The 24,804-nt window shown below is 53.3% G+C and carries 32 protein-coding genes, 5 pseudogenes and 1 other annotated feature; of the genes and pseudogenes, 9 read left to right on the forward strand and 28 right to left on the reverse strand.

Annotated elements, in window-relative coordinates; translation table 11 throughout:
• Positions 1-25 precede the first annotated feature (25 nt).
• From I6I72_RS13905 to I6I72_RS05885, 5 genes and pseudogenes are all read right to left on the reverse strand, one after another.
• The gene (locus I6I72_RS13905; protein ID WP_201807675.1) at positions 26-496 is read right to left on the reverse strand and encodes an integrase core domain-containing protein; all 471 of its coding nucleotides are present in this window, start codon (positions 494-496) and stop codon (positions 26-28) included.
• Entirely contained in the window at positions 378-659 is a 282-nt protein-coding gene (locus I6I72_RS13995) for a DDE-type integrase/transposase/recombinase (RefSeq protein ID WP_366556955.1), read from the reverse strand. Before I6I72_RS13995 ends, I6I72_RS13905 begins: the two co-directional genes overlap by 119 nt.
• Before the next feature lie 46 nt (positions 660-705).
• Positions 706-948, reverse strand: a pseudogene (locus I6I72_RS13910) (IS3 family transposase); the annotation flags it as partial.
• A gap of 3 nt (positions 949-951) precedes the next feature.
• A pseudogene (locus I6I72_RS13915) lies at positions 952-1,309 on the reverse strand (transposase).
• Between the two features lie 324 nt (positions 1,310-1,633).
• Positions 1,634-2,317, reverse strand: a complete 684-nt coding sequence (locus I6I72_RS05885) for a response regulator (RefSeq protein ID WP_236592680.1) — start codon at positions 2,315-2,317, stop codon at positions 1,634-1,636.
• 1,388 nt (positions 2,318-3,705) lie between these two features.
• Between I6I72_RS05885 and I6I72_RS13825 the strand changes: the two genes are divergently transcribed.
• The 4 genes from I6I72_RS13825 to I6I72_RS05900 are packed head-to-tail and all read left to right on the forward strand — an operon-like array spanning position 3,706 to position 5,137.
• The gene (locus I6I72_RS13825; RefSeq protein WP_265342604.1) at positions 3,706-3,840 is read left to right on the forward strand and encodes a hypothetical protein; all 135 of its coding nucleotides are present in this window, start codon (positions 3,706-3,708) and stop codon (positions 3,838-3,840) included.
• Entirely contained in the window at positions 3,837-4,055 is a 219-nt protein-coding gene (locus I6I72_RS05890; RefSeq protein ID WP_201807678.1) for a hypothetical protein, read from the forward strand. The genes I6I72_RS13825 and I6I72_RS05890 overlap by 4 nt, the downstream gene beginning before the upstream one ends.
• A 42-nt stretch (positions 4,056-4,097) precedes the next feature.
• A complete protein-coding gene (locus I6I72_RS05895; RefSeq protein ID WP_201807681.1) occupies positions 4,098-4,397 on the forward strand; it encodes a transposase in 300 nt (99 codons plus the stop codon).
• Positions 4,394-5,137, forward strand: coding sequence for an IS3 family transposase (locus tag I6I72_RS05900; protein WP_201807684.1), 744 nt, complete (start codon positions 4,394-4,396; stop codon positions 5,135-5,137). Before I6I72_RS05895 ends, I6I72_RS05900 begins: the two co-directional genes overlap by 4 nt.
• On the opposite strand, the gene I6I72_RS05905 is transcribed toward I6I72_RS05900, so the two are convergent.
• On the reverse strand, positions 5,061-5,819 hold the full coding sequence (locus tag I6I72_RS05905) for an ATP-binding protein (protein ID WP_201807687.1): 759 nt from the start codon (positions 5,817-5,819) through the stop codon (positions 5,061-5,063). The genes I6I72_RS05900 and I6I72_RS05905 overlap by 77 nt on opposite strands.
• A gap of 11 nt (positions 5,820-5,830) precedes the next feature.
• Here I6I72_RS05905 and I6I72_RS05910 point away from each other — a divergent pair.
• Positions 5,831-6,124: pseudogene (locus I6I72_RS05910) on the forward strand (transposase); the annotation flags it as partial.
• 69 nt (positions 6,125-6,193) lie between these two features.
• Here I6I72_RS05910 and I6I72_RS05915 read toward each other — a convergent pair.
• Positions 6,194-6,736, reverse strand: coding sequence for a transposase (locus tag I6I72_RS05915; protein ID WP_236592681.1), 543 nt, complete (start codon positions 6,734-6,736; stop codon positions 6,194-6,196).
• A gap of 161 nt (positions 6,737-6,897) precedes the next feature.
• On the opposite strand from I6I72_RS05915, the pseudogene I6I72_RS05925 reads away from it, so the two are divergent.
• A pseudogene (locus I6I72_RS05925) lies at positions 6,898-7,233 on the forward strand (transposase); the annotation flags it as partial.
• On the opposite strand, the gene I6I72_RS05930 reads toward I6I72_RS05925, so the two are convergent.
• The 6 genes from I6I72_RS05930 to I6I72_RS05955 form a co-directional block, all read right to left on the reverse strand.
• Positions 7,234-7,797 (reverse strand): IS3 family transposase, encoded by a 564-nt coding sequence (locus I6I72_RS05930; protein ID WP_201807690.1) that lies wholly within the window; start codon positions 7,795-7,797, stop codon positions 7,234-7,236.
• Positions 7,794-8,111 carry a transposase gene (locus I6I72_RS05935; RefSeq protein WP_049151677.1) on the reverse strand — a complete coding sequence of 106 codons (318 nt, stop codon included), beginning with the start codon at positions 8,109-8,111 and terminating at the stop codon, positions 7,794-7,796. Before I6I72_RS05935 ends, I6I72_RS05930 begins: the two co-directional genes overlap by 4 nt.
• 47 nt (positions 8,112-8,158) lie before the next feature.
• A complete protein-coding gene (locus tag I6I72_RS05940) occupies positions 8,159-8,425 on the reverse strand; it encodes a hypothetical protein (RefSeq protein WP_201807898.1) in 267 nt (88 codons plus the stop codon).
• A 463-nt stretch (positions 8,426-8,888) separates the two neighbouring features.
• On the reverse strand, positions 8,889-9,554 hold the full coding sequence (locus I6I72_RS05945; protein ID WP_152908295.1) for a hypothetical protein: 666 nt from the start codon (positions 9,552-9,554) through the stop codon (positions 8,889-8,891).
• A complete protein-coding gene (locus I6I72_RS05950) occupies positions 9,551-9,784 on the reverse strand; it encodes a hypothetical protein (RefSeq protein WP_157420823.1) in 234 nt (77 codons plus the stop codon). The genes I6I72_RS05945 and I6I72_RS05950 overlap by 4 nt, the downstream gene beginning before the upstream one ends.
• 203 nt (positions 9,785-9,987) lie before the next feature.
• The gene (locus I6I72_RS05955; protein ID WP_049147202.1) at positions 9,988-11,493 is read right to left on the reverse strand and encodes an ABC transporter ATP-binding protein; all 1,506 of its coding nucleotides are present in this window, start codon (positions 11,491-11,493) and stop codon (positions 9,988-9,990) included.
• Between I6I72_RS05955 and I6I72_RS05960 the strand changes: the two genes are divergently transcribed.
• The gene (locus tag I6I72_RS05960) at positions 11,464-11,781 is read left to right on the forward strand and encodes a hypothetical protein (RefSeq protein ID WP_152908297.1); all 318 of its coding nucleotides are present in this window, start codon (positions 11,464-11,466) and stop codon (positions 11,779-11,781) included. The two genes, I6I72_RS05955 and I6I72_RS05960, sit on opposite strands and share 30 nt — an antisense overlap.
• Positions 11,782-12,436: 655 nt before the next feature.
• Here I6I72_RS05960 and I6I72_RS05965 read toward each other — a convergent pair.
• The 6 genes from I6I72_RS05965 to I6I72_RS05990 form a co-directional block, all read right to left on the reverse strand.
• Positions 12,437-13,549 carry a hypothetical protein gene (locus I6I72_RS05965; RefSeq protein ID WP_152908298.1) on the reverse strand — a complete coding sequence of 371 codons (1,113 nt, stop codon included), beginning with the start codon at positions 13,547-13,549 and terminating at the stop codon, positions 12,437-12,439.
• Positions 13,542-14,708: a hypothetical protein gene (locus I6I72_RS05970; RefSeq protein ID WP_152908299.1), complete on the reverse strand. Its 1,167-nt coding sequence runs from the start codon at positions 14,706-14,708 to the stop codon at positions 13,542-13,544. Before I6I72_RS05970 ends, I6I72_RS05965 begins: the two co-directional genes overlap by 8 nt.
• Positions 14,709-14,751: 43 nt before the next feature.
• Positions 14,752-15,534, reverse strand: coding sequence for a hypothetical protein (locus tag I6I72_RS05975; protein WP_152908300.1), 783 nt, complete (start codon positions 15,532-15,534; stop codon positions 14,752-14,754).
• A 61-nt stretch (positions 15,535-15,595) separates the two neighbouring features.
• Positions 15,596-16,249, reverse strand: a complete 654-nt coding sequence (locus I6I72_RS05980; protein ID WP_049147213.1) for an ABC transporter ATP-binding protein — start codon at positions 16,247-16,249, stop codon at positions 15,596-15,598.
• Between the two features lie 66 nt (positions 16,250-16,315).
• On the reverse strand, positions 16,316-16,507 hold the full coding sequence (locus tag I6I72_RS05985) for a hypothetical protein (protein WP_152691457.1): 192 nt from the start codon (positions 16,505-16,507) through the stop codon (positions 16,316-16,318).
• 35 nt (positions 16,508-16,542) lie between these two features.
• Positions 16,543-16,923 (reverse strand): hypothetical protein, encoded by a 381-nt coding sequence (locus I6I72_RS05990; RefSeq protein WP_236592682.1) that lies wholly within the window; start codon positions 16,921-16,923, stop codon positions 16,543-16,545.
• A 57-nt stretch (positions 16,924-16,980) separates the two neighbouring features.
• Here I6I72_RS05990 and I6I72_RS05995 point away from each other — a divergent pair, with 57 nt between their 5' ends.
• Positions 16,981-17,130 carry a hypothetical protein gene (locus I6I72_RS05995; protein ID WP_162837385.1) on the forward strand — a complete coding sequence of 50 codons (150 nt, stop codon included), beginning with the start codon at positions 16,981-16,983 and terminating at the stop codon, positions 17,128-17,130.
• Between the two features lie 127 nt (positions 17,131-17,257).
• Positions 17,258-17,386 (forward strand) — a sequence feature (AL1L pseudoknot).
• 306 nt (positions 17,387-17,692) lie between these two features.
• Here I6I72_RS05995 and I6I72_RS06000 read toward each other — a convergent pair.
• From I6I72_RS06000 to nth, 4 genes are all read right to left on the reverse strand, one after another.
• Entirely contained in the window at positions 17,693-18,889 is a 1,197-nt protein-coding gene (locus I6I72_RS06000; protein ID WP_049147215.1) for a MarP family serine protease, read from the reverse strand.
• Between the two features lie 66 nt (positions 18,890-18,955).
• Positions 18,956-19,651 carry an NUDIX hydrolase gene (locus I6I72_RS06005; RefSeq protein WP_005531263.1) on the reverse strand — a complete coding sequence of 232 codons (696 nt, stop codon included), beginning with the start codon at positions 19,649-19,651 and terminating at the stop codon, positions 18,956-18,958.
• Positions 19,648-20,235 carry a TlpA family protein disulfide reductase gene (locus I6I72_RS06010; RefSeq protein ID WP_034657457.1) on the reverse strand — a complete coding sequence of 196 codons (588 nt, stop codon included), beginning with the start codon at positions 20,233-20,235 and terminating at the stop codon, positions 19,648-19,650. The genes I6I72_RS06005 and I6I72_RS06010 overlap by 4 nt, the downstream gene beginning before the upstream one ends.
• A gap of 10 nt (positions 20,236-20,245) precedes the next feature.
• The gene (nth, locus tag I6I72_RS06015) at positions 20,246-20,926 is read right to left on the reverse strand and encodes an endonuclease III (RefSeq protein ID WP_049147216.1); all 681 of its coding nucleotides are present in this window, start codon (positions 20,924-20,926) and stop codon (positions 20,246-20,248) included.
• 337 nt (positions 20,927-21,263) lie between these two features.
• Here nth and glxR point away from each other — a divergent pair, with 337 nt between their 5' ends.
• Positions 21,264-21,947 carry a CRP-like cAMP-activated global transcriptional regulator GlxR gene (glxR, locus tag I6I72_RS06020; protein WP_005531269.1) on the forward strand — a complete coding sequence of 228 codons (684 nt, stop codon included), beginning with the start codon at positions 21,264-21,266 and terminating at the stop codon, positions 21,945-21,947.
• Between the two features lie 66 nt (positions 21,948-22,013).
• On the opposite strand, the gene I6I72_RS06025 is transcribed toward glxR, so the two are convergent.
• The 5 genes and pseudogenes from I6I72_RS06025 to I6I72_RS06045 form a co-directional block, all read right to left on the reverse strand.
• On the reverse strand, positions 22,014-22,826 hold the full coding sequence (locus tag I6I72_RS06025) for an MBL fold metallo-hydrolase (protein WP_005531271.1): 813 nt from the start codon (positions 22,824-22,826) through the stop codon (positions 22,014-22,016).
• 19 nt (positions 22,827-22,845) lie between these two features.
• A complete protein-coding gene (locus I6I72_RS06030) occupies positions 22,846-23,304 on the reverse strand; it encodes a RidA family protein (protein WP_046645715.1) in 459 nt (152 codons plus the stop codon).
• The gene (locus I6I72_RS06035; RefSeq protein ID WP_086892235.1) at positions 23,304-23,462 is read right to left on the reverse strand and encodes a DUF4177 domain-containing protein; all 159 of its coding nucleotides are present in this window, start codon (positions 23,460-23,462) and stop codon (positions 23,304-23,306) included. The genes I6I72_RS06030 and I6I72_RS06035 overlap by 1 nt, the downstream gene beginning before the upstream one ends.
• Positions 23,459-23,821, reverse strand: coding sequence for a hypothetical protein (locus tag I6I72_RS06040; RefSeq protein ID WP_034657447.1), 363 nt, complete (start codon positions 23,819-23,821; stop codon positions 23,459-23,461). Before I6I72_RS06040 ends, I6I72_RS06035 begins: the two co-directional genes overlap by 4 nt.
• A gap of 33 nt (positions 23,822-23,854) precedes the next feature.
• Positions 23,855-24,788: pseudogene (locus tag I6I72_RS06045) on the reverse strand (IS3 family transposase); the annotation flags it as partial.
• Between the last annotated feature and the right edge of the window lie 16 nt (positions 24,789-24,804).

Here is a 24,804-nt window from a genome sequence, read left to right on the forward strand (position 1 = left end):
GGGTGAAGTGCCCCGAGTTTTGTTCCTAGGCATTTGCCTTGATTTCTATTTTTACTTGCGGCGGGTTCTGCTTCCAAAATTCGGTTTCCACTTCGACTGGGGTTCGGTATCCCAAGCTTTGGTGAAGCCTCGTCTCGTTCCACCATGACACCCACTCGAACGTCGCGATTTCTACCTCGACAACGTCATTCCATCTGCGAGCATGGATCAGCTCGTTGGTGTAGGAGCCGTTAACGTTTTCAGCCAGAGCATTGTCATAGGAGTCGCCAACTGTCCCAGTAGAAGCGGCAATCCCGTGCTGGGCAAGGCGCTCGTTGTAGACAACGCTGACGTACTGCGAGCCATGATCCGAATGGTGAATGAGACCTGTTGTTTCCTCAGCACACACGATCGCCTGATTGAGAGCTTGCAGCGGCAACGCTTGAAGTGCGCATGGAGTCTGATAACGCCCACCCAACGATCCGCCGGGAATAAACGTCGGTGACAAACGCGGCATACACAAAGCCTTTTTTCGTGCGCACATACGTAAATGTCAGCCACCCACAACTTGTTCGGACCCTGGGCTTTGAATTCACGCTCGACCAAGTCTGGGCGCAGATCAGGCACGTTAGGCTTACGGGTTGTGATTGGTGACCCGCCTTTGCCTTTGCCAGAAACACCGGCCAAGCGCATTAAACGGGCAGTTTGTTCACGACCGATATCAATTCCGTCACGGTGAAGAGCATGCCACATCTTCCGCACACCGTAGACACCGTAATTATCCCGATGAATAGAACTAATACGTTCAACCAGCACAGCATCGCGAAGGCGACGAGCACTTAACCCACGGGCCTTGGACTGGCGATAACCACGTGAGGTGATGAACCCACCAGCGCGGTTATTCTTCAACGTCTTACAGATGAACTCGACAGAGAAACGATTCCGGTATTTATCAATGAACCGGATCATTTCTTAACGTTTTGGGTCGAGTTCTGACGCGAAAAAAGCTGAGGCCGCCTTCAGCAGCTCATTAGTGTCGCGTAACTCTTGATTTTCACGGCGTAGCCTCGCGTTTTCCGCGGCCAAGTCTTCAGGCACAGGTTCTGGGATGTTTCCCGAACGGCGGGCCTGCTGGGTCCATTGACGAGCTGTGTGCCATGAAACCCCCAGCTTTGGGGCTACTGCCTGGCACGCGGCTTGCATCGACATATTTTCCGCCAAGATGCGGTCCTCAACGAGACGGACCACGCGGTCCTTCGCATCCTGGTTAAATTTTCTTGGCATATTCCAGATTTTTCCATCTACTCAAACGGAACAAAACCTGGGGCACTTCAGTCTTGGTAGCAGATTGTGTTCTATCGAATACCTCTAATGTCTTCAACCGCTGGGCATCCGTGTATCGCACATTAGTCATACGGGAAATCCTCCAAGATTTCGTCCACATCCCCTTTTTTGCTACTTAGCCCCCTACCACCTATCCGGAAAACCCCGACCAACTACGCGGATTGCCCCTGCCAACTACGCCGAAACGGCAGCCCAACGAGTGCAGCAAGGCGGGAGTAGTGGTTGGGCTGTGTCAAGGACCTCAATATCTTGTGCCACGCCCGAACCCCCGGCGAACTAATCAATGCACTCTAAAACCGGAAGAGCCATTTTACAGTGATTTTCCCAATCCTGATTGGATCACCGTGATTGCGAGACTGAGTCTTGAGGTTACGCCGAAACATGCGATGAGATGTGAGACGTGCTTTTTTACTGTCGCTTCGGAATACTTCATCGCAGAAGCTATTTCAGCATTGGATAGCCCTTGGCATATATATTGTAGGACGTGTGTCTCTGCTTTGGTAAGCCTTTCGTACACTGGGGAAAGGTTCGTTTGGGGAAATGCTGGTGTGAGAACTTTCCCCGGTATGTACTTAATGAGTCTGTTTAAGGCCTGCGGGGAAACTGTTGTGCCACCGGTCATCGCCTCTCGGACCGCAGTGATAATTGCCTGTGGCCGTGAGCTTTTAATGATGTAGCCGGCACCGCCACCTGCCAACACCTTGAGCATGGTTTCGTCGCTGTCAAGCGCGGTGATGGCTACGAATACAGGAGGACTCAGTCGACGTTGGACTTCCTGCAGTAACGTTACCCCGTCCATCTCCGGCATGTGGATGTCAGCTAGAACGATATCGACGTTGACACTGTCGATCGCAGTGAGTGCCTCGATTCCATTGTGTGCTTCCGCTACAACACGGATGTCCTCAGTGGTAGCGAAATATTGTCGAAACGAGTGCAGGACCAGCGGGTCATCATCGACAATAAGGACCCGTTTTTCCATGTCATGCTCGCTCATTGTTGGCAACTTGGTTGCACCACGGAAGGGCTGGATGATGTTTGCAAGAAAAGATATCGGTAATACTGCCGAGTGTTGTAATAACGTGACTTTCCGTGTGCGGCTCTTGAACTTGGGGAATCTGCGATATCGGGAAGGTCGGTTCAGCCGTTGCGGAAGGGGCGACTGTCAAAGTTAGGAGCGTCGCCGCTGTGAGGGGGGCAATAAGTTGAAGGTATCGGAAAGGTGACATTTCCTGTCCTCTTCTATATCTAGGGGCCATCTCAGACATCTTATTGTCTCGTACTCGCTATTTAATCAAGCATTTTTCATTGAGGATTGTAGACGAAAGTGCCCACCTCATTGGGGGGGGTGTTCCTATCTAGTTAGTCAAGTCCGCGGGTGGAATTTTCAGGGGTGTCCGCGGTGCTTGACTCTGTCTGACATACTTCGTGCTGGCATCCACATTACTTTGAGATCTCACACCAACTAGTGGCGTGCATCAGGTTCCTATTAGCAGTTGGAGTATGTCACTGCCTTCGGCGGCATCACCCCCCCCGGATCATTTTCTTAACAGGGAGAATAAGAGCCATACCGAAGCCAGCGACTAGTTCCTCCAGTCCCGAAGGGAATGAGGGAACGGAGTAAACATAACCCGCCCCGATTAGAGGACTACGTAATGAATCCTCGGAGCCCTCCGGTGGAACTACTTAGAACGTAATGGGCTGTAAAGCTTCTACTGCGGTTTCCGCATCTTGGTCTCCCATTGGACGGAACTCGAGACCGTACGAATGGACCCTCCGAGATTTTCGGCTAGCCGTGAAATAGTCGGAAGGCTCAGCCCGGTGGCCAGACGTAAGTTCTGAGTGCTGCTACTGACAGCATTTACAAAACTAATGGTTACATGGCCTCCATGGTCCTCTATAGTGAGGTTTACTGTAGATCTCGGCTCGGCGTATTTGATGATATTGGTGGCTGTTTCAGTCGGTATCTCCCGGAGGATAACCAGGCTATCGGCGCTAAAGAGGAGGGAGGGGCTTGCGCCTGCCGTTTCTACCGTAAAGCCATGTGTTTTTAGGAAGTTGGCTATTTGGTAAAGCTGGTTGGCCACAGATGGTTCCGAATCACTCGAACGCGGAGGGGAATCGTTGTTGAGGATACGCAGTAGATCGCGGACGTGACCCCTGTTTGGTAGACACCTGATATCCAGCCCGGTTGGGTTGGGAAGAAAGGTAATCTACCACCATGCCTAGGTACTCCGAACAGTTCAAACGTGATGCTGTGGCCCTCTACGAAAACAATGAGGACCTTTCACTTCACGCGGCTTCAGCAGAGCTTGGAGTCAATCGTTCCTCGCTTTTTCCTGGCTTCAGCAGTACGGCACCGGCAAACGTGCCCGCATTAAAGCCGTGCATGATAAAGCCCAAGCGGCGACTGATTCCGAGCGGATCCGCCAGCTGGAAAAAGAAAACACGAAGCTGCGCGAAGAACGCGATATCCTGCGCAAGGCCGCGAAATATTTTGCCGAAGAGACACGCTGGTGATCCGCTTCCAGTTTGTCTATGACCACCGAACCGAGTACTCGGTCAAGCGGATGTGCAACGTGTTAAAGCTCAATCGCTCCTCGTTCTACAAATGGCTCAACACCCGTGAAAAGCGTAGGTTAAAGACGTGTTCGGATGCTCTTATTGGTGCAAGAATCAAGAGCATCTTCGATGATGAGAACGGGGGACCTGACCCCTGTTTGGTAGACACCTGATATCCAGCCCGGTTGGGTTGGGAAGAAAGGTAATCTACCACCATGCCTAGGTACTCCGAACAGTTCAAACGTGATGCTGTGGCCCTCTACGAAAACAATGAGGACCTTTCACTTCACGCGGCTTCAGCAGAGCTTGGAGTCAATCGTTCCTCGCTTTTCTCCTGGCTTCAGCAGTACGGCACCGGCAAACGTGCCCGCATTAAAGCCGTGCATGATAAAGCCCAAGCGGCGACTGATTCCGAGCGAATCCGTCAGCTAGAAAAAGAAGTCTCGAAGCTTCGTGAAGAACGCGATATTCTACGTAAAGCTGCTAAATATTTTGCCGAAGAGACACGCTGGTGATCCGCTTCCAGTTTGTCTATGACTACCGAACCGAGTACTCGGTCAAGCGGATGTGCGATGTGTTAAAGCTGAATCGTTCCTCGTTCTATAAATGGGTCCAAACCCGTGAAAAGCGCAGGTTAAAGATGTGTTCCGATGCCCTTATTGGTGCAAGAATCAAGACCGCTTTTGATGATGAGCACGGGCTTTATGGTGCTAAACGCATCGCTGCAAGCCTCAACGACGATAAGGACTTTCCTCCGATCAATCACAAGAAGGTCGCACGCATCATGAAATCCATGGGGCTAAAAGGCTTTAGCAAACAACGTCGATGTATCACCACCAGGCGCAAGCCTGGACACCGTGTCATGCCAGATTTAGTAGGCCGCAAATTCACCGCTGATAAGCCGAACCAGGTCTATGTAGGCGACATCACCTACCTGCCGTGTAAGGGCGGCAAGAACATGTACCTTGCCACAGTCATCGACGTCTACTCTCGCAAACTTGTCGGTCATGCGCTCGCCGATCACATGCGGGTATCGCTGGTTATCGAGGCTTTGTCCCATGCCAGCAAGGTTTGTCAGATGCGGGTTTTGGGTACCGGTGTTCCGGAGACCCGGTACTGCCGGGTTCCGGGTAGTTGGTACCGGGGCCGGGCCGACGGAGTCGGCCCGGCTGTTTGCTTTATTCGTCCGGTTCTATTGGGGCGGTGGCCTTGCGCATGTCGAAGTCTCCGATACGGATTCGGTGGCCGTTGTTGAGGCGGCTTACGAGTGAATCGGCTCCGACTCTGTCTGGCAGTGTTTCAACCCAATAGGCGGCAGCTGATTGGGAGGAGATCAGTGTCGGGAGCCGACCGTCGCGGTCGAATATGATCTTGGTTAGGTCTTCTTGCCCGCGCTGGTTGATGCTGATGGTCATAAAGTCGTCGATGATAAGGACATCGACGTTGATCAGTTTCCGCATCTTATCGAGGTAGTTTTGGTCAGTCGGTGAGAAGACCGCCAGCATGTCTACAAGTTGATCCAGCCGGTAGTACGCCACGGAGTATCCAGCCTTGCACGCGGCGATACCGATGGCGCAGGCAATGTAGGTCTTGCCTGTTCCCGTCGGGGCGAGGATGTGAATATTGGTCGGGTTTTCCCGCCAGTTAGTTGCTGCGATTCGTTTCAGCTGGCGCATGTTGATACCGCGTTGTTCTGCCTGGGTGATTTCAGCCAGGCTTGCATCCGGGTATCGGACTTTAGCCTGGGTTATAGCCTTGGCAATGTTGCGTTGTTGGCGTTGTGTGTAGGCTTCTTCGACTGCGGCGAGGAAGATGTCTTCTGGTAGCGCATCCGCATAGGCCTCGTCGTTGACAACCTCGTAGAAGATGTCAGCGAAGGTTGATACGCGAAGCTTGCGCATTTTCGCCCGCACAATTTCGTCGTCGATGCTGCTCATGGTTTCACTCCTTATTGGCGTTTACCCACACACCGAAGTCAGTGTGGACCAAAGTCTGGTCGAATAACCCCACCGAACGGCTCAATCGCGAGATCCGCCGGCGCACTGATGTTGTCGGGATCTTCCCCCACCGTGATGCTGTGATTCGCCTAGTCGGGGCCGTCCTTGCTGAGCAGCATGATGAATGGATTCAACAGAAACGCTACATGTCGTTGACAAGCCTAGAGCAAACCAAAGCGTTGATCACAGCCAATGTCCTCGACACCGACACCACCACCCCGGCAGGCAAGGAGATTGCAGCCTAATGACCAACCACGCCCAGGCCCGTGCCGGACCCGATCCCGGCTAACCGATCACCGACGATTCGAAAGAACTCATACACCACATCCGCGGACTTGACCGTATGGGCTGACCGCGACGAACAATGACGCCTTGAATGCGGTATCACCACTGGCCTGATCCGTCACTGGCACTTTGTCACCGGCCCAGTCAACGTAAAGCTCTTGGCCTGGCTCATGGGTGATAACTTCAACGAGATCATTGGCACGCAGAAACTCATTGAGCCCACTGCAGAACTGGGAGTACTGGTACTTTGTCTTGTCCGTCGGACACGGCTGCGATAAGTAGTCCATCCACAGCTTATGCCTGGTCACATGCTTTGTACTTTTCAGCTTGCGTGCAAGAGCGTGAAAATCAGGCTGGTCGTAGGACATCGTCCGCTTACTCCGGCCGTCGCTGAATCGATCATCGAACCATCCCGGTGGAAGCTGACGGAAACGCTCTGGAGTTAGTGCCTCATCGTTGATGACTTGCTTTGCGCGGGATACTTCTCGTCGTGAACATCCCAATGCGTGTGTGATCTGCGCGTAGCTAGCACCATCAAGGCACATCGCGATGATCTGTTTGAAGTTGGCCACAAGGACCAGCTCCTTCCAAGTAGATGTTGACGCAACACCAGCGGATCGTGGTGCCGCCAACATCAACTATGAAAGAAAACCCCCTTGCAGTACCGGGTACGTGGAACCCCGGTACCAACTACGCGGACTCGCGGTACCAACTACCCCAAATCGACAAGGTTCGCGGAAGCCTTGACGGGGCTATTTTCCATTCTGATCATGGAAGTGTGTACACCTCACAGGCGTTTAGGGACCACTGCGCCCGGCTTGGTGTACGCCAATCCATGGGAGCGGTGGGTACAAGTGCTGATAATGCCCTGGCAGAGTCCTTTAATGCCGCCTTAAAGCGTGAAGTCTTGCGTGATAGGAAAGTCTTTGACAATCCGATCGCCTGCCGCCAGGAAGTCTTCCGGTGGTGCATGCGCTACAACACCCGCAGACGACACTCCTGGTGCAACCTTCTAGCCCCCAATGACTTCGAAGCACTCACATCAGCTACACTGACCCAAGCAGCATAGCTAACCCCCCGACGTGTCTACTTTCCGGGGGTCAGGCCCTTCGGTGCGCATCGAATCCGACAGCGCCCATCCGACGATCCTCCGGGAGAATACATCGGTCACGAACGCGGTGTACACAAAGCCTTTCCTGGTGCGCACGTAGGTAATGTCCGCTACCCACAGCCGATTAGGGCCAGGGGCCTTAAAATCACGATTGACCAAGTCAGGGCGAAGATCCGGGTCTTTGGGTTTGCGCGTTGTGATTGGTGCCCCACCTTTGCCCTTGCCAGACAGGCCAGCGCTGCGCATCAGCCGGGCTGTGTGCTCGCGGCCAATGTCAATGCCCTGGCGTTGCAGCACGCGCCACATTTTCCGCACACCGTAGACACCGTAATTATCCCGATGAATAGAACTAATACGTTCAACCAGCACAGCATCGCGAAGGCGACGAGCACTTAACCCACGGGCCTTGGACTGGCGATAACCACGTGAGGTGATGAACCCACCAGCGCGGTTATTCTTCAACGTCTTACAGATGAACTCGACAGAGAAACGATTCCGATGCTCATCGATGAATCGGATCATTTCCGACGTTTTGGGTCGAGTTCGGATGCGAAAAAAGCTGAGGCGGCTTTTAACAACTCGTTGGTGTCTCGCAGCTCTTGATTTTCTCGACGCAACCGTGCGTTTTCTGCAGCAAGGTCCTCAGGCATTGATTCCACAACACGTCCTTCGCGACGAGCAGCCTGCGTCCATTGCCTCGCCGTGTGCCACGAAACGCCCAGTTTGGGTGCCACGATCTTGCAGGCTACTTGCATGGAAATGTTCTCCGCCAGGATGCGGTCTTCCACGAGACGGACCACACGGTCCTTCGCATCCTGATCAAATTTTCTCGGCATGTTCCAGATTTTCCCATCTACTCAAACGGAACAAAACCTGGGGCACTTCACCACAGCAGGATAATCCCAATTGTCGCCGCCGTAGTGTGGCCACGGTAAGCGACAATTGCAGTAGTCACGGGAGTGAAGAAGGTAAAGGCTATAACTCGGATACCCGGCTGCATCGATAAAAGAAGGAACAGTACGAGATAACCAGCCCAGGTAGGAAGCGGGAAACGGGGCGCTGCCATGAGGGATACGAGATTCAAAGCCGCTGCCGGAATCGCCCAGGGATTGGCGAAACTGTCAGGATGAAGGAAAAAATTTGCTGCCACTGCCAGGATTCGGATGAGCCCAGTCCACTAGGGCAGAGGGGAAGGTGATTGCGTTAGCTTAGCCCACGTGCTTATCAATAATACTGGCTTTCTAGACATTTGTTTCCCGAAATTTGTCAGCGCTCGCAATCAGCATAACGGCGCGTCAGCTAAGCTTCTAGGGACACTTCAAACACGGGGGTGTAATACTCCAGCACGGTAGGGCTAGAGTTTGCGCAAACCCCATTCACTTCAACCCATTCAGTCCACTCTGATTCGCTCTGATCTGGATAGCTCCGGCGTGCGATAATGATTCGGCACTCGATATCCTGTTCAGAAAACTTAGTAATAACGTATTGAGCTAGTGCCTCATCAAAGTGGCTCCCCTCGATTTCTGTAAGTAGATTCCGAGTAAAACGTTTTTGCCGTTTACTTATAGGTGAAGGGAATCTAAAAGAATAAGGGTCAACTCGCAGGCCTTCTTTCATGATCTATCTCTTTCTTTTAACCAAGTTACCATCCGATGATGAACGCCATTTGTCGATAAGCATGCGTAACCATGGGATGTCCCCCCTACTTGAATTAGAGCCACATCTCCTCGCTCTGACATGGTTCGTAAGAAAAACCCCCACGCGTCCAAGAACGGGGTCGAAGGATTGAGATCTTGTGTTCCATGACAAACAAGTAAGTGGTGGCGGTTATCGACCGTGACCCCCCTCCAGTCGAACCAGGGGGGAGTGGGATTCAGTGAGGTTTCTAAACTTGGCGAAGGGGTAATAGAAAACGGGCTACCAAATGGTGTTCGGGCACGATCGAAACAAGCTGATACCACCACAGCGTTGATCGGGGTATCGAGGGTGTTGTTCAGCATGAACCTGATTACACCGCAGCTTTCGCTAACCCCTATCATGTTGACGGAAATTGTGGCTCCCGCTGGCTTAGGCTCCTGTATTTCAATAAGCCTCTCCATAATGGCGTTAGCGCACTTTGTTGCCACGGAGGCTGAGGAGAGCGAGGAATTCGGAAGGCTAATGATACATGGTCTGACCATGATCTCATCGTGGCCATCTTTTTCAGTATCGATAAATTTAATATCAGGGTCATTTTCAGAAGTGAAACCCGCAAATGAAATTATAAATAATTCAATCATCTTTTTTCCAGCAACTTTTTAGACATATCGTCCATTGTGACAACTTCAATATCATTATCTCTTGTTGTATCTGCTACGCAATAACCGCTCAAGAGCAGATCGTTAGTTCTATGGTCAACGATATCTACAAGCATGCTGCGGGACACTTGAGACAAAACATTATTTATTGTTGATGTTCTAGCGTCAAGTTCTATGAAACTGGGTATGGCGGCATGTTTGTTTTGTCGCAAGGAAACGAGTTTCCCGTTCCATCCCCACGGTCCGTACGGGTCTGGAAGGTGGGAGCTAGTGCATAACAGCGCAGAGGTGGTTAGACGTTTTTCGCTATCAAGGCTGGAAGCTATCTCCATAAAGTCATTGATAAACCTGTCACTCACCCAGCTATTTGTCTCGGCAAAAAAAGAATAAGAAAGAACCCTAAAAAAAGGTAGCATTAATCCCCTCTGAATTCTATGGTTTGATCGGGTCGGTCGATTACGCCACCTTGGTGACTGACCTCTACGAAGGACTTTTTTAATGAAAGGTCGGAGAGCAGTTGCTTGGCACATTTCACATTGTCTTCGTCGAGACCATTTAACGGTTCGTCTAGCGCTATAACCAGGGGCTTCCCAATGATTGCCCGAGCCAGAGATATTCTGCGAGCTTGGCCCCCGGATATATCGGCGCCATTTCCGTCAATGAGCGCCTGTGAACCACCTCGATCCCGAAGTTCTGAGGTGATGCCAAGGGCATCTAGAAACTTGTCGACTTCTGCGGGAGATATATCCCGCCCCATTGCCACGTTCTCTGCGATCGTGCCATCTAGGAAGACATTGGATTGGGGGCAGTATCCTACTTGACCAGAAAATTTTCTATCTAGGTCGAGGATGGCAGACTTTAGATACGTACTTTTTCCGCTACCAGACGGCCCGGTTAGTCTGACTAGGCTGTTTGGGGATTCAAGCATTTCGTGGCAGTCACGCACCGGTTGAAAATCTCTTCTACGGAACAGCGAACCAAGCGTCTCTCGTGCTAGGGTTCCTCTCTTCACGATTTCGAAACAGTCTCCTAGGCTCGATAGTGGGCGAGCGACTAGAGAAGCAAAGGTCATTATAGCCACTGTTGATGCAACATCATCCTGTTGGTCGAAGTAGAGGTACCAGAGAAGGATGAAAGCGGGTGAAAGATGGTTGATCAGAGAGGGGACGAACGTCGCGATACTGGAATAGCAAGATTGACGGACTGAAGTTCGAAAATAACTGTTGCCGCTGTCCCGTGTTCGCTGATTCGCCCACGGCTCGGTGGCAGCAGCTTCTACAACATCTGCGAAATCAGGGACAAAACGTTGACGCATTGTTTTTGAGAAATGGGCAAGGCAGTCCATGTTCTCCCGCCAAGCTAGAGAGGATTTTCCGGCCAACCATTTGGAGCTGAGGATTGCGCATAAGGATGTCGTGCTGATGATGACCATAGCGTCGACTGTCATATTGTCAAGGACAACAAATGCGCCCGTGAATGCCGCGATCGATGACAGGATGGTGTTTGGCAAGCTCCGCCATGTGTCAATAAGGGCGCCTCCATCGTTCATTAACCGGGATTGAAGTTTATCTGGATCAGGTCGCGCCGCTCCTCGTGAGGACAGTACTTCTAGGGCAGTGGAGAACATGGAGCTTAAATGAACGATGTTTGCTTTCAACGTGACGAGCTGTCCGATGAACAGTGAGGCAGGTCCGGCGACAGTGAATGCGATGAACAAGATGATGTCCTCGGTGTCCAGGTTTCCTTGGGCGTACCCGCCTAAAGCCAGCTCCAAGCCTTTAGCTGGAAGTACCATTAAGAGACCTTGGAGGAAAGACACTCCCCAACTAAATATCGCCCAAGTCAGCGCTGGCTTTCCTAAGCCGAAAGTCCAAGAAACAGGCTGGCCGAAATGTTGTTCTCCCGCTTTTCTCTGTCCCATTTACCTTTGCCCCTTCGCAAGGAACCCGATGATCTCGGTAATGCCATTCAGCTGTCGACTTTGAGGGGGCGCGGAGTTCTCATGGAAATAGACCAACGCAGTGGGAAAACTGGCAATCCGGTGAGCGCGAGCCAAGTCACTGTGTTTTTCATCCTCAAAGACGAGTGGGACGAAGAAGTCTCGATCCTTGATAATGCTCTTCAACACACGGCAGGAGTTGCATCCCTGCTGTGTGAGAATGGTGATTTCGGAGACTCCTTCGAAATCTATTTCCCGGCCATCGGGTAAAGAATGCTTAAATTTAGGTGGTCTAGATGTTCGCTTACGCTGCCACATGGTTAGAATGAAACCGCCTGCCAGCAGTCCTAGCAAGACCGAACCGGTTGAATGTGAAGGATCTGTCACCAATATCGATACTAGGTTTGTAGACGAAATAATGGCTAGTAGCGAGAGATGTAATGTGTCGATACTATTTTCGGATATTCCGAAACAATTACACTGTGTCCCACGGAGTAGAGAAGCAACCGTCAACAATGCTAGGAAATAGAGCCCTATCAGCAAGTTTGAGTAGGGAAACGGAATCCATACCCCAATCCCTATGACAATGAACTCTGTCAGGATTACTAACCAGTCAGCGATTTCTAACCCGGCTAACTTAGTTCGTCCCGTCCGAATTGTTATATTTGCCCAGAGCTTCTTTATCGCTGAGATCGCAAGAATTACTATGCCTGCGGTCAGTATGACAGAAGGCATGCTAGTCAACGCCGTCATTGGATCCACCGTTCGATTTCCTCTCTCACCTCAGGCGAAACCCAGTGACTGATGTTTTGTTCGCGCGTAAGGGGGGACTCCATTGCTTTTACCTCTAAGTAAACTTCATGGGGAATTTCATAGATTTCCCACTGGGAGAGGCTAAAAAGGAAAAAATTCTCCTCGTTTTTTGCTACGCTCGCTTTTTTAGCCACAACTCCAACTCCAGACTCCGAAAAATAAAAAAGCTCTCCTGTGCTACATTTCGGGGGTTTTTAAAGGTTTCCCCCAGCAGATCTTCATCAATGATGCCTTCGGAAATGAGATATCCGCCGCGTAGTTCGGAGAAGATGCGCGGAGAGTTGGACATGACGAAATGATGCTCTTCTTGGCTCCGTGTCGCAGAACCAGTTACGCCATTGAGCGCATGGCCCGAGAATCCGACCGGAACTTTCGTTACAATGTTTCGAAAACTGTCATATCTCATCCGAGAATAATCAGGCGTGCCAATAACTGATTTCAGGAAGTGTTCATCGGTGACCGCGAAATCGAGGACGTGCCCCATTCCCCACGCCACTTTCTGAAGGATGGTCAAGCGGGGATTCATTTTTTCCCACACGACGGCGCTCGCCATTTTAGGAAGTTCTTTGAGAGCGCTGGTCCAAATAGCAGTGGAGCGTAACGCTTCTTCTTGACATAATTTGAGAGCCGAATCAGTCCAGAAGGTCGGCATCCGGAACGACGTACGACCTCCGAGCGGGGTATCGTCTCTAGAACTATTAGCTTCGCTTGTTTGTCCCGAATTTCTTTTTGTTCCGAGCGTTCTTCTTTGAAGAAGCTCTAGCACGGATGGCTTGTAATGATCTTGCGTACTGATAGACAAGAGACCCCGAACTCCAAGAAATGAAATGAGACGATGCTCGTCTTCCCTGGCCAAACGACTGATTGCTAAGATGGAACCGTCTTCCCGATAATTCATCGGAAAATCTGCGAGGGAAAAAGCTGTTGAGTTAAGCCATTCCTCTATTCTGATTCCGCGATGGTTCACAGACCGATTGGCGGGACTGAAACCTGTCGAGACGCCACCTGGGTTAGAGGACACCAAGAACAGGGATTTCCGTTCTGCTGCCCAGGCGTCGATGGATCGCTTGTTGATCACCCTCCGGCGCGGGGTTGAGTCTTCAATATGGGAGATACCCTCTTCCACTAACGCTGAAATCATTTCCAGGTCACTTAGCTCAGGGTGAGTGACCTTGTCGGTAGTGCGAAGCCCCACCAGCTGGACTAACCATGCGGGGTTAATCATATGCGCCATCCGTTCTGCGAAGCTGAATTTCGGTGATGATGGGTACTGCAATGATGTAAGCCGCCAATATCCCTAGTGCATGGGGAGTGAAAGCATCCCATGGATTTAGGCTTGATACTTGCGCGACTGCAGCGGCTAGAGCAGTGCCACCGATACAACCAAATAGCACGAAGGGAAGCGTAAGACTGATAGTTTCGATGCGGATCAGCTTCTTGGCCACTGCATGTTGAACTCCACGTAGAGTGAGAACCTTAATTAGCTTAGCCCGGTCTCGGGTCGCTGCAATAGCGATTCCGCTCACTGCAGCTAGACCGAAGAGCAGAATACTGAGTGTCAACGCAGATGCCGCTTCACGGTACCCGGATGACATTGCAGAGTTGACATTGTCGATTCTTTCCTGCGATGTCAATCCGGTCTGGGTTTGTGTGACTGCAGACAAGACAACGTCAGGAGGGAGTTGTTCCAGATCCGCGTATAGATATCTGCCTGCACTGTTGATTTCTTTATTGGACGTTGAAATGAGAATTTCCGTGAGTCCAGGAACTTCTTGGATTTGTAATGGCGGCAGTTGTAGCTCGGTATCCGTGGCTGGGATAACAAATTGAGAGGATAAGGCTGCTGAATCCGTTCCCTCTGGGATCAGCAATGATTCGGAGTCATTGGCTGGGCATTTAGGGTCGTCAGTGGCCAGCTCTGCATATTCATAGCAGGGCATAACGAACGCGTTTACTGAGCGTTGGTTCTCTCTCATAATCCGGCCTTGGCCAAAAGTTCCTATTATTCCCGGTGCAGCAAATTCTTCGTAGGCATCTTTAATATTGGCGTCATTGCGAAGAGCTCCCCAGTGAATTCCCGGCTTCCAGTAACTCGTCCCCGAACTTACTTGCCCTAGTCCGGCGTTTGCTAAACCAACTGTCACAGTGGATACGGCGCAAATGCAGAATAAGAGCACCACACTCAAACCTATGGAAGTGGAACGGTAGCGAAGGGAGGACGAGATTAGAGTTCCCTGGATCCCTCCGCCGAAGAGCTTTTCATAACACCAGCCGGCACTGATAGCGAGAAAAGGTGCAAGATACACTAATCCAGCAATGATAGGGAGGAAAGCTAGAGGGACCAAGATTGGTAGGGAAAATATCTCGGAGAAGATGACCATCACGAATGCTAGAACTATGCCAGCCGGAAAGGCGACTAATCGCCATTTATACAGTTTCCGCAAAGAGCTTCATCCTCCTCAGATACGTCGCCACCCCGACCATGAGGGTGATGAGAACACCACAGCTAAACGCTCCTATTAGACCCGCGAGAGCATCTTCGGGGAGGAACCCACGGCCTTCCCAGATAACTCTTTCGAGAATACGAGATACGAGATACAGGGGGACGGCTGAAAATACAACGCTGATGAGGAGGCCGGCCAGAGGCGCAGCCGACAACAGGATGGCCGCAGTCCCTTTTCTCGCTCCTCGAAGGGTAAGAATGCGAGCAGTTTCTGCCCACTTAGGGTCGAAAATCTTGGAAACATTCCAAAAACACACCAAGCAGGGAATCACAACAACAATAAGATAGACTAGAACTATGTACATGACGGTCTGATCTACCGCGGGTGCTGAATCCTTGGTCACAGTGTCACTGCTTTCCATCGATTCATCTGTGGGCATAACAATGCTTACCGTTCGGGAGTCCGTGACCGCTGAATCTTTGAGTGAGGAAGTACAGTCCAGAGCTTCCATGTAGTGAATGAACCTGATAGGCGCGTTGTCTCCTGCTCCTGTGGCGCAGTCGAAAGGCTGCGTCTGATCCTGAAAAGGAATTTTGCTGAGTCGAGCAGTAGTAACGGATGTCAGTTCCAGAACCCCATCGCCGGAAGCGATTGACCATGTCGACAAGTTCTGCTGGTTAGCGGTATCATCCGGAGATTGCCAGTGGGTACGTTCATCTGCATTAACGAGCATCATTACTCCCATGAGCGGAAGAAGAAAGATCACTAGCAGCGCCAGGTTAAAGAAACCTACGACGAAAACTTCGCTTGTATTCCGCTTCGCTAAGTCACCGAGATACACGAGAACCACCGATCTCGTAGACGGCGGAGGCATTTCTGGTTACTCGGGCATCGTGAGTAACCACTACCACCGGAATCTGGAACTGCTGAGCTAGCTCTAGAAATAGATCCATCACAGTCCTGGCAGCTTCATCGTCGAGGCTGGAAGTTGGTTCATCCGCAGCAATTAGTGAGGGACGGTTAGCGAGCGCACACCCAATACTGATGCGCTGACGTTCGCCTCCTGAGAGAGAGCTCGGGTGACGGTCTTCATACGATCTCATGTTTAATCGTGTGAGAATTTCCCTCGCTGTAATGAAACTCTGCTTTCTCCCCCCTCTGGACATCTCAGCAATTAGCCGGATATTATCGCGGCAGGTCAAATCCTCTATTAGATGGTTCTCTTGATCTACCACGCCAATATTCTTGAGACGAAAGTCTCGGCGTTTTTGCTCAGGATACTTTGAGAAGTCCTTTCCTGAGAGTGAGATCGTTCCAGAGTCTGGTTGGTCGATTCCTATGATGCATCTAAGCAGGGTAGTCTTGCCACTTCCAGAAGGTCCAGTGATAGCAATTAATTCGCCCTGGCCCACGGAAAGGTTAACCTTATCTAGGATAGATTTCCCTGAAATGCTCCTGCTGATGTCGCTAACTTCTAGCATGTGTTCCGTGCTCCTAAAATAAATAATGTGTCGCCGATATCGGCGACACACTATTCAGTCTTTCTTTTACACGCAGACGCAGCGCAGATCGAGGAATCCCTCGCAGTAACCGCCGGCAGAGTTGTAGTTGTCTCGACAGTAAGCCGCACAGCGGCCTTCCGAAGGGCAGCCACAGCATTCTGCCGGAGCGGTGGTGGCGTGCAGGTTTAGGTTCCGGGCGGACTCAGTAGACTCAGTGCGAAGTGCGAATCCAGGCATCATTTCTCCTTCTTATCTGGAGCATAGCTGATTTGCTATGCACTGTAGAGGTTAGAGGAACTTGTTCGATCACCAAGGAAAAGAAGGAAACAGGATACAAAAGTTACCACCCCTTCGAGGGGTTGAAGAAAAGCAAGAAAACGGGTTGGGCCGTCGAAGTAGCCGAGGATGCGCGTATAGACGAGTTGGACGGCACGTTCTACAGCGGCCTTATCCCGAGGTTTTCCAGGCCGGGCAGGAACAAGCAGGATGTCGTAATAGTCGGCGAAGTCCGCGTAGCGTTCTTGGATGCGTCGGCCGGGGTTGTTCTTCACCGGCCTATAGCTGGCTGTTGGTGCGTTATCGGGCACGATGATGCCAGGGCGTTTGCCGAGGTAGTTCAAGACTTTGACGTGGCAGGAAATCCAGTTGTCCATTGTCCTGAGCTTGCCCGGGTTTGATGGAGGGTAGGAAGTAACGGAAGGATGTTTCCTATGCCAGCTAAGAAGAAGTACCCGGATGAGCTCCGCCAGCGTGCCATGCGCTTGGTGCTAGAGGCTCAGTCTGATCCTTCCACTGCGACCGGGGCTCTTGCCCGCGTCGCCGAGCAGCTCGGGATCAACAAGGAGACCCTGCGCGGGTGAGTCGACCAAGCCAAAGTCGATGCCGGTGAGAAGCCGGGAACACCAACCTCGGTTGCCCAGCGGTTGGCACAGTTGGAGAAAGAAATCCGGGCGCTACGACGAGCTAACGCTATTTTGAAGTCGGCATCGGCTTTTTCGCGGCGGAGCTCGACCGCCCCTACCAGTGGTAATCGACTACATCACCGGGCATAAAGATACCTTCGGCGTCGAGCCGATCTGCCGGAGCTTGAAAGAAGCTGGCATTAAGATCGCGCCGAGTACCTACTACGCCCGCATGGCTCATACCCATTACGTTCTAAGTAGTTCCACCGGAGGGCTCCGAGGATTCATTACGTAGTCCTCTAATCGGAGCGGGTTATGTTTACTCCGTTCCCTCATTCCCTTCGGGACTGGAGGAACTAGTCGCTGGCTTCGGTATGGCTCTTATTCGCCCTGCTTGAAAATGATCCGGGGGGTGTTCCACAGCACACCGCAAAGCATCACAAAGGCCCTGCTTATTCTTCCTCCTCAGGAATGCGATAAGCAGGGCTTTTCTCTATGGCGCAGATTGGGCTTAGGGCTGCTAGCCAGCCACACAGTTGCCGGTATCTACGGGCCGGCTCAGCTGGGTGATGTCACCGATGTGCTTGTTTACCTCGTCAGCGGTCAGTGCGTAGCCGGTCTCCGAGTCTTCGACGGAAGCACCAAACACAACGCCGAGGACTTGGCCATCGGTATTGACCAGCGGCCCGCCCGAGTTGCCCTGGCGGATGCTGCCGCGGACCGTGTAAGCATCGCGCTCCACGCGGCCCTTGGAATAAATATCAGGTCCCGCAATGGTGATGCGTTCGCGCACGCGTGCCATCCTTGCCGCGAAGGGGCCGGAGTGCGGGAAGCCCATGACCATAGTGTCGTCACCAGTATCAGCTGGAGTCGGCGCCCAATCGAGAGGGCTGATGCCCAGATTGTCGCTGTGCAAGACGGCGATATCCACGTTGGGGTTGTAATAGACCACCTCTGCTTGGCGCAGGCCAAGGACCGTATCCAGATGGACCTTCTCGGTACCGGCAACTACGTGCGCGTTAGTGATCACGTAGTCATCGGCTGCTACGAAGCCGGAACCCATGAGGCGGCGGGAGCAGACCTCGGCGTCGCCAAGCACGTGAATGACCGAAGGTCGCAGGCGTTCCACCAGAGCAGGGTCATTAACGTCCTGTGCTGGGGCCGCCACCTCGACGGCTGTGCCGGAATTCTGCCACGGCGAAACCAGCGGCGGCAGTCCTGACTCGTTGAGTACGGCCGCAACGCCATTGGGCAACGACGCCAATTGCGTTGGTGCAGCCCCATTGAGCACGCTCAAAATATGTGATTCCCGCAAGGCACGGCCTGGCGCGCCGCCCACGTTCGAAGCCAAAGGCAAGGAGATCAGCCAAATAACGAAGACCGCGGCAACGGCCTGAAATCCCGCGCCGATGAAAGAATCCACCCGCTGTTTCTTGCGGGTGCGCATCCTATCGCGCAAACGGGTACCGATACTCGCACCGATTAGCTGACCAATGCCCACCATCATGATGAGCACACCGATGGCGAGCAGAAAACGCAAGGCAGCCTGGTCTGTCAGCCGTATGGCGAATTGCGCTAACACGGTACCCAACACAACGCCGGCTACGATGCCAATAAATGACAAGACAGCAGAAATCGCGCCCTGGCGCCAGCCCGCCCAGAGGGCAAGCAAAACTGCCACCACGATGAGGATGTCTAATACGAGGGTCAGGGTCACGGGGCAAGGTTCTTTCTTCGGTAAACGCGCGGCCCACTTAGAGCACAAACGCGAAGGCCATTTTAGCTAGGTCATCTTCTCATTATTTCGCGAGCGCTTGAGTGCGCCGTGCAGATCATGCACCGAATTGTTATCCCATTCGCTCTCCCAGCCAGCGTGCTCCAAGATGGCTGAGAGAATCCCCCCAGTAAAACCCCAGATCAAATAGTCGTTGGCGCGAAATGCCGGCCCCTTCCACGGGCCAAAGCCCACCATCAAGCGATTAGTGGGTTCCGCCAGTTCGCGCAGCGGAAAGGTGAATACGTCGTCGGTTTCATCGGGGCTCGCCGCCCACACCTTTCCAGGAGCGTGCCAAAAGGCGGTAACGGGGCTTACCGGGTTACCGGTGGCTCGAATCTGCAACTGGTTCCATTGCTCCAGCGGCGTGACCGTGGAGCTATCCAGGCCGGTTTCCTCCCACGCTTCGCGCAAGGCAACGTCGACAAGCGTGGCGTCCTCGGGATCGCGGCGCCCACCTGGGAAAGCGATTTGTCCGGAATGCGAGCGCAGCGACGGCGAACGGTGCGTCAGCAACACCTCGCCATCGTCGAAGGACGTGCCCTTAAACAGCACCAACACCGCAGCCTCCTTGCGCACCGGCGGCAGGTCCTTCACGAACTTCGTAGCGTGACGGTTACCTATGCGCTCCTGCACCGCCGCTGCATCCACACCCATGGCAGGGCGTAGCCACTGCGGCGCCAAGTCTGGTTTCAGCCTACTCATGCCAGGGCCTCCTCCACTGCTTTCTCAATGTCTGCGGTGGACTCGAAGGGCTTTATGTACTGCTTCTTCACCTCGCCCTTGTACACAACGAGCGTAATGGGAATAACCCCTGGGAGCCCAAGCTGACCAGCAAATTTATTGGAAGCATCTTGGTAACTCGGCAGGTCAATGCCAATGTCCTGGAGGAAAGCGGCGCCATTCGCAGCGTTGCCATCCGCGTGGACTCCCACCACGTCCCAGTCGGGATGCGCCGTGGCTACTTCCTGCAAGTACGGCAGTTCCGCACGGCACGACTCACACCACCAGGCCCAGACATTGACCACTTGCACGTCCTTGGCAGCACTTTGTGCCTGCGCGCCCAAACATTCGAGGTCCACGCCCGCTACTGCGCCCTCCGGACACGCTGGGCGCTTGACGACGTCTCCCTCCCCCGCCTGTGCAGACGCACTCGCCGCGGCATCGACGCCGCGTTCAGGCTCCTGCCCGCCACTGCCAAGCAGGTTGCGCGCACCAACGAAAGCCAGCACGGCGACGACGATGGCCGCGATGACTGAACCGACGATGTACGAGGTGAGCTTATTCATGCCGTTCAGCCTACTTCCCGCCTCGGACATCGGTCTTCCTTACGCCTTGAGCTGCTAAAACTCCGGTTGGGCACAACTTCCGCACCACGCATACTTCGCACTCCGGCTTGCGCGAATGGCACACGCGGCGCCCATGGAAGATGATGCGATGGGAAAACATCGTCCATTCCTGTTCCGGCAGGAGTTCAGCGATGTCTTTTTCAATCTTGAGCGGAGTCTTGCTCTGGCTTAGCCCCATCCGCTGCATAAGTCGGCCGAAATGAGTATCCACCGTCAAGCCTGGGAGCCCAAAGGCGTTACCGCGCACTACAAGTGCCGTCTTGCGTCCCACGCCAGGCAGCTCCGTGAGCTCCTTGATGTCCTGCGGAACCTCACCTCCATAATCGGCCATGAGTTTCTCCCCGATGCCAATAAGATGCCCAGCTTTAGCGCGCTGAAATCCCAACGGCCGGAGAATTGCCTCCAAGTCGCTTCGCGACGCCGCGGCATAGTGTGCCGCATCCGGGTACTTGGCAAAGAGCTCGGGAGTTACCTGATTGACGCGCGCATCAGTGCATTGCGCTGACAACACCGTGGCCACGAGAAGCTCAAGCGGGTTGGTGAAGTCGAGCTCGCACTCAGCATCCGGGTATTCTTGAGCAAGCAGCTCATTGATGCGCGAAGCACGACTAACAGGCGATGAGTCAGACATTCTCTTGAGCTTAGTAGGATACTGATTATGCTTTCATTGATCGTCGTTGTGCCCCTAGCCCTCGCACTGTTTGCGATCCTCATGGAGAAGCTGGAGTCAAAGGTCTTCGGGGACTGATAAATTTCCCCGCACCCTTTTCTGACCTCCATAGAAGTGTGACAATTTTTCACAGGGTTACATAAAGTGACAAATTACACTGTAGGATGAGATTCGTTGCATAGGGGCGCGCGCCTGTCTCGCTAGAAAACTTCTGGTTTTTCGATACACACGCGTCAGATGCTCGGAAAGACTCCGGGCATTTCTTCACCACTACCCCGCCAACTTCAAGGAGCAAAACGTGGAAGGCGTACAGGACATTCTTTCTCGGGCTGGTATTTTCCAAGGCGTTGATCCCGTCGCAGTACAGAACCTCATTGAGCAGATGGAAACCGTGCGTTTCCCTCGTGGAACCACCATCTTTGAGGAGGGCGAGCCAGGTGATCGTCTCTACATCATCACTTCGGGCAAGATTAAGCTTGCCCGCCACGCGCCGGACGGCCGCGAGAACCTCCTGACTGTGATGGGCCCGTCTGACATGTTCGGCGAGCTGTCCATCTTCGATCCGGGTCCTCGTACCTCCTCCGCGGTCTGTGTGACCGAGGTCCAGGCCGCAACCATGAACTCCGAGATGCTCAAGCAGTGGGTCTCTGATCACCCTGCTATTGCACAGCAGCTCCTGCGCGTTCTGGCCCGCCGCCTGCGCCGCACCAACGCTAACCTCGCGGACCTCATCTTCACCGACGTTCCGGGCCGCGTTGCCAAGACTTTGCTGCAGCTGGCTAACCGCTTCGGTGTTCAGGAGGGCGGCGCCCTCCGCGTGAACCATGACCTCACCCAAGAAGAAATCGCCCAGCTCGTTGGCGCTTCCCGTGAGACCGTAAACAAGGCGCTCGCCACCTTCGCACACCGTGGCTGGATTCGCCTCGAGGGCAAGTCCGTCCTCATCGTGGACACTGAGCACCTGGCAAAGCGCGCTCGCTAAAGCCTAAATCCATAAATAAAGCTCCTGGGAATCACTTCCGATTCCCAGGAGCTTTACTCTTAATTCCTATTTCTGGTCAGCCAGATACTTCAGCGCAGTACGGGTGGACTGCTCTGCGGCATGGCGCAGAACTGGGTCAACGTCGTCATACATCTCATCCACCAGAGTCTTCAGGTCAACGTCCTCGCCCAAGCGTGCGTGGACTTCCTTAATCTGCTCAAGGCGGTGGTGGCGGCGGTCAATGTACTTGCGTGCGACCTGCGAAACATCGTCCAAATCAGGGCCGTGACCCGGCATCAAAGTGATGTCCTTGCCGCGCTCTTCCAGCATGTCCAAAGTCTTAAGGTACTCCGCCAAGTCACCATCCGTCTCAGACAGCAGGACCGTGTGACGGCCAGCGATGGTATCGCCGGTGAGGATACCCTCGAGCTGGGAATCCTTAGCCACACCAGACCAAACAAAGAACGAGGTCGAATCAGCGGTGTGGCCTGGGGTGTGGACAACCTCCAACTGCGGGGTGATGCCGTCAACGGTGATAATTTCGCCGTCGACAAGCGCTTCTGCCCCATTGCAGTAGTTCGGGTCAAAAGCTCGAATTGGCGCGCCGGTAAGCTGGCGCAAACGCTGCGCTCCAGACGCATGGTCGTCATGACGGTGAGTAACAAGAATCAACGCCACTTCACCCGCCTTCGCGGTGACGACGTTGAGGTGACCTTCGTCCTCCGGACCTGGGTCAACGACGATTGCCTTTGAATCTTCGTTAGCACGAACGATCCACGTATTAGTTCCCTCGAGCGCCGTGTAGCTAGGGTTGTCGCACAAGACAACGCCTACGGACGGGGTCACGGGACGCAATTGGCTATATGCAGGATGCTCCATGAGTATTAAGCCTATCCGATCACTTAGAAAGTTCCACGATAACTTCCACCTCAACGGGGGAATCCTTCGGAAGTACAGCCACGCCCACTGCAGAACGTGCGTGCGTGCCAGCCTCGCCGAAAACCTCCCTGATGAAATCGGAAGCACCATTAATAACTTCAGCCTGCTCAACAAAGTCAGGTGCAGAAGAAACGAAACCCACGACCTTAACTACGCGGGAGACGTTATCGAGTCCACTAAGAGAGTCGATCGCTGCGAGAGCATTCAGCGCGGCAGTGCGTGCATAGCCCTGTGCGTCTTCGATCGAGACGTCCGCACCCACTTTGCCCGTGGCTGGCAGAACGCCCTCAACAACGGGCAGTTGCCCGGAAGTCCATACTTGGTCGCCTACGCGAATAGCCGGAACATAGGACGCAAGTGGCTTCGCAACCTCCGGGAGAGAGTATCCAAGTTTGGCGAGTCGCGAAAGATGACTCATTACTGTTCCACCTCACGCTTGAAGTAAGCCACAACGTTCTCTGGATTCATACCAGGAGTGATGGTGACAAGCTCCCAGCCGTCTTCACCCCAGGAATCCAGAATCTGCTTGGTCGCGTGAGTTAGTACTGGCGCGGTAGCGTATTCCCATTTAGTCATAGACCACATACTACCGGGTTAAGGTCTGCGGGGTCACCGCCTGCGGTACCTACTTGATCAACGTCTACGGCCAGGACGGCAGCGTACTGCTTGGTGGTGAGCATGGCGTACTCGCACCGTCCTAAAGCATCAGTCTCGAAGCGATACATACGCGGCGAGTTCGTACCGTCAGCGTTGCGTCGATAGGCCTTTTTAAAGTCTCGTGTGACTGAACCGTGGAGTACCTCGCGGCCTAGATGATCGCGTAAAAGGTCGCGGTCACTGGCAGATGCTGGGGCGTTATCCAGTCCACCACGGTCGCGCTCGACACGGGTCGGTGTTTTAATATGCGCGTTCTGCGCATGAGTCTGTAAACTCATGACTGAAGCGTCCTGGGTTTAGTTCCGCTTCTTTTACGGCCCCGTGTTGATGGGCTCGGTGAGATAGTACTCGGTTTCTACTTCCTGTGGGGTAGCGTAGTCCAAAGCTTCATGAAGCCGCTTGGTGTTCCACCAATGCACCCACCGCAAGGTGGCCAATTCGACTTCTCCGACCGACGTCCACGGGCCCCGGGCATGAATCAGTTCAGCCTTGTAGAGACCATTGACTGTTTCGGCTAGAGCATTGTCATAAGAATCGCCGACTGTTCCCACACTCGGACGGATTCCGGATTCGGCTAGCGCAGTGGAATACTTCAGTGACACATACCGGCTGCCCCGATCACTATGGTGAATTAACTGGTTTCCATGAATTCGCCCTGCAGTCGTTAACGCATGCTCCAAAGCCTTAATGGGCAGCGCATCGGTACACATCGTCGAGCGTGTAGCAACACCAACAATTTTTCGGCTAAATACATCCACGACAAACGCGGTATAGGCGAATCCTGACAGGGTACGAACGTAGGTAATGTCGGCAACCCACAACCTGCCTGGTGCCTGCGCACGGAAGTTTCGGCGGACAAGGTCTGGGCGATGATCCGGTGTCTTCGGGTTAATTGTTGTTACCGGGGTTCGCCCACGTCGGCGGCCGGAAACACCTGCTAGCTTCATCAGGCGTGCAGTCTTGTCGCGGCCGATATGAAAGCCTTCACGGTTCATCGCGTGCCACATTTTGCGGATGCCGTAGACCGAGAAATTCTCCGCATGCACACGCTGTACCTCTGGGATAAGCAGGCTATCGCTTAAGGCCCTTGCGCTGGGAACACGAATGGTCGCCTTGCGGTAGCCACGAGAGGTGATGAATCCACGAGCTGCCTGTTTTAGAACCCTGCAGATGGGCCCGGGCCCCAAACTGATCTTTGTACGCGTCGATGTAGGAGATCATTTGGTCGTGGGTCGGACCTGACCCCTTTTTGGTGGACACC

It is taken from the genome of Corynebacterium striatum, assembly GCF_016728105.1.
Lineage (GTDB): Bacteria > Actinomycetota > Actinomycetes > Mycobacteriales > Mycobacteriaceae > Corynebacterium > Corynebacterium striatum.

Excerpts from the sequence above, each read along its gene's own strand:
- I6I72_RS13905 (WP_201807675.1), bottom strand. The coding sequence starts at position 496 with ATGCCGCGTTTGTCACCGACGTTTATTCCCGGCGGATCGTTGGGTGGG.
- I6I72_RS05885 (WP_236592680.1), bottom strand. The coding sequence starts at position 2,317 with ATGAGCGAGCATGACATGGAAAAACGGGTCCTTATTGTCGATGATGAC.
- I6I72_RS05895 (WP_201807681.1), top strand. The coding sequence starts at position 4,098 with ATGCCTAGGTACTCCGAACAGTTCAAACGTGATGCTGTGGCCCTCTAC.
- I6I72_RS05905 (WP_201807687.1), bottom strand. The coding sequence starts at position 5,819 with ATGAGCAGCATCGACGACGAAATTGTGCGGGCGAAAATGCGCAAGCTT.
- I6I72_RS05930 (WP_201807690.1), bottom strand. The coding sequence starts at position 7,797 with ATGATCCGATTCATCGATGAGCATCGGAATCGTTTCTCTGTCGAGTTC.
- I6I72_RS05935 (WP_049151677.1), bottom strand. The coding sequence starts at position 8,111 with ATGCCGAGAAAATTTGATCAGGATGCGAAGGACCGTGTGGTCCGTCTC.
- I6I72_RS05945 (WP_152908295.1), bottom strand. The coding sequence starts at position 9,554 with ATGATTGAATTATTTATAATTTCATTTGCGGGTTTCACTTCTGAAAAT.
- I6I72_RS05960 (WP_152908297.1), top strand. The coding sequence starts at position 11,464 with ATGTTGTTCTCCCGCTTTTCTCTGTCCCATTTACCTTTGCCCCTTCGC.
- I6I72_RS05955 (WP_049147202.1), bottom strand. The coding sequence starts at position 11,493 with ATGGGACAGAGAAAAGCGGGAGAACAACATTTCGGCCAGCCTGTTTCT.
- I6I72_RS05965 (WP_152908298.1), bottom strand. The coding sequence starts at position 13,549 with ATGATTAACCCCGCATGGTTAGTCCAGCTGGTGGGGCTTCGCACTACC.
- I6I72_RS05980 (WP_049147213.1), bottom strand. The coding sequence starts at position 16,249 with ATGCTAGAAGTTAGCGACATCAGCAGGAGCATTTCAGGGAAATCTATC.
- I6I72_RS05985 (WP_152691457.1), bottom strand. The coding sequence starts at position 16,507 with ATGCCTGGATTCGCACTTCGCACTGAGTCTACTGAGTCCGCCCGGAAC.
- I6I72_RS05990 (WP_236592682.1), bottom strand. The coding sequence starts at position 16,923 with ATGGACAACTGGATTTCCTGCCACGTCAAAGTCTTGAACTACCTCGGC.
- I6I72_RS05995 (WP_162837385.1), top strand. The coding sequence starts at position 16,981 with ATGCCAGCTAAGAAGAAGTACCCGGATGAGCTCCGCCAGCGTGCCATG.
- I6I72_RS06005 (WP_005531263.1), bottom strand. The coding sequence starts at position 19,651 with ATGAGTAGGCTGAAACCAGACTTGGCGCCGCAGTGGCTACGCCCTGCC.
- I6I72_RS06010 (WP_034657457.1), bottom strand. The coding sequence starts at position 20,235 with ATGAATAAGCTCACCTCGTACATCGTCGGTTCAGTCATCGCGGCCATC.
- nth (WP_049147216.1), bottom strand. The coding sequence starts at position 20,926 with ATGTCTGACTCATCGCCTGTTAGTCGTGCTTCGCGCATCAATGAGCTG.
- I6I72_RS06025 (WP_005531271.1), bottom strand. The coding sequence starts at position 22,826 with ATGGAGCATCCTGCATATAGCCAATTGCGTCCCGTGACCCCGTCCGTA.
- I6I72_RS06030 (WP_046645715.1), bottom strand. The coding sequence starts at position 23,304 with ATGAGTCATCTTTCGCGACTCGCCAAACTTGGATACTCTCTCCCGGAG.
- I6I72_RS06035 (WP_086892235.1), bottom strand. The coding sequence starts at position 23,462 with ATGACTAAATGGGAATACGCTACCGCGCCAGTACTAACTCACGCGACC.
- I6I72_RS06040 (WP_034657447.1), bottom strand. The coding sequence starts at position 23,821 with ATGAGTTTACAGACTCATGCGCAGAACGCGCATATTAAAACACCGACC.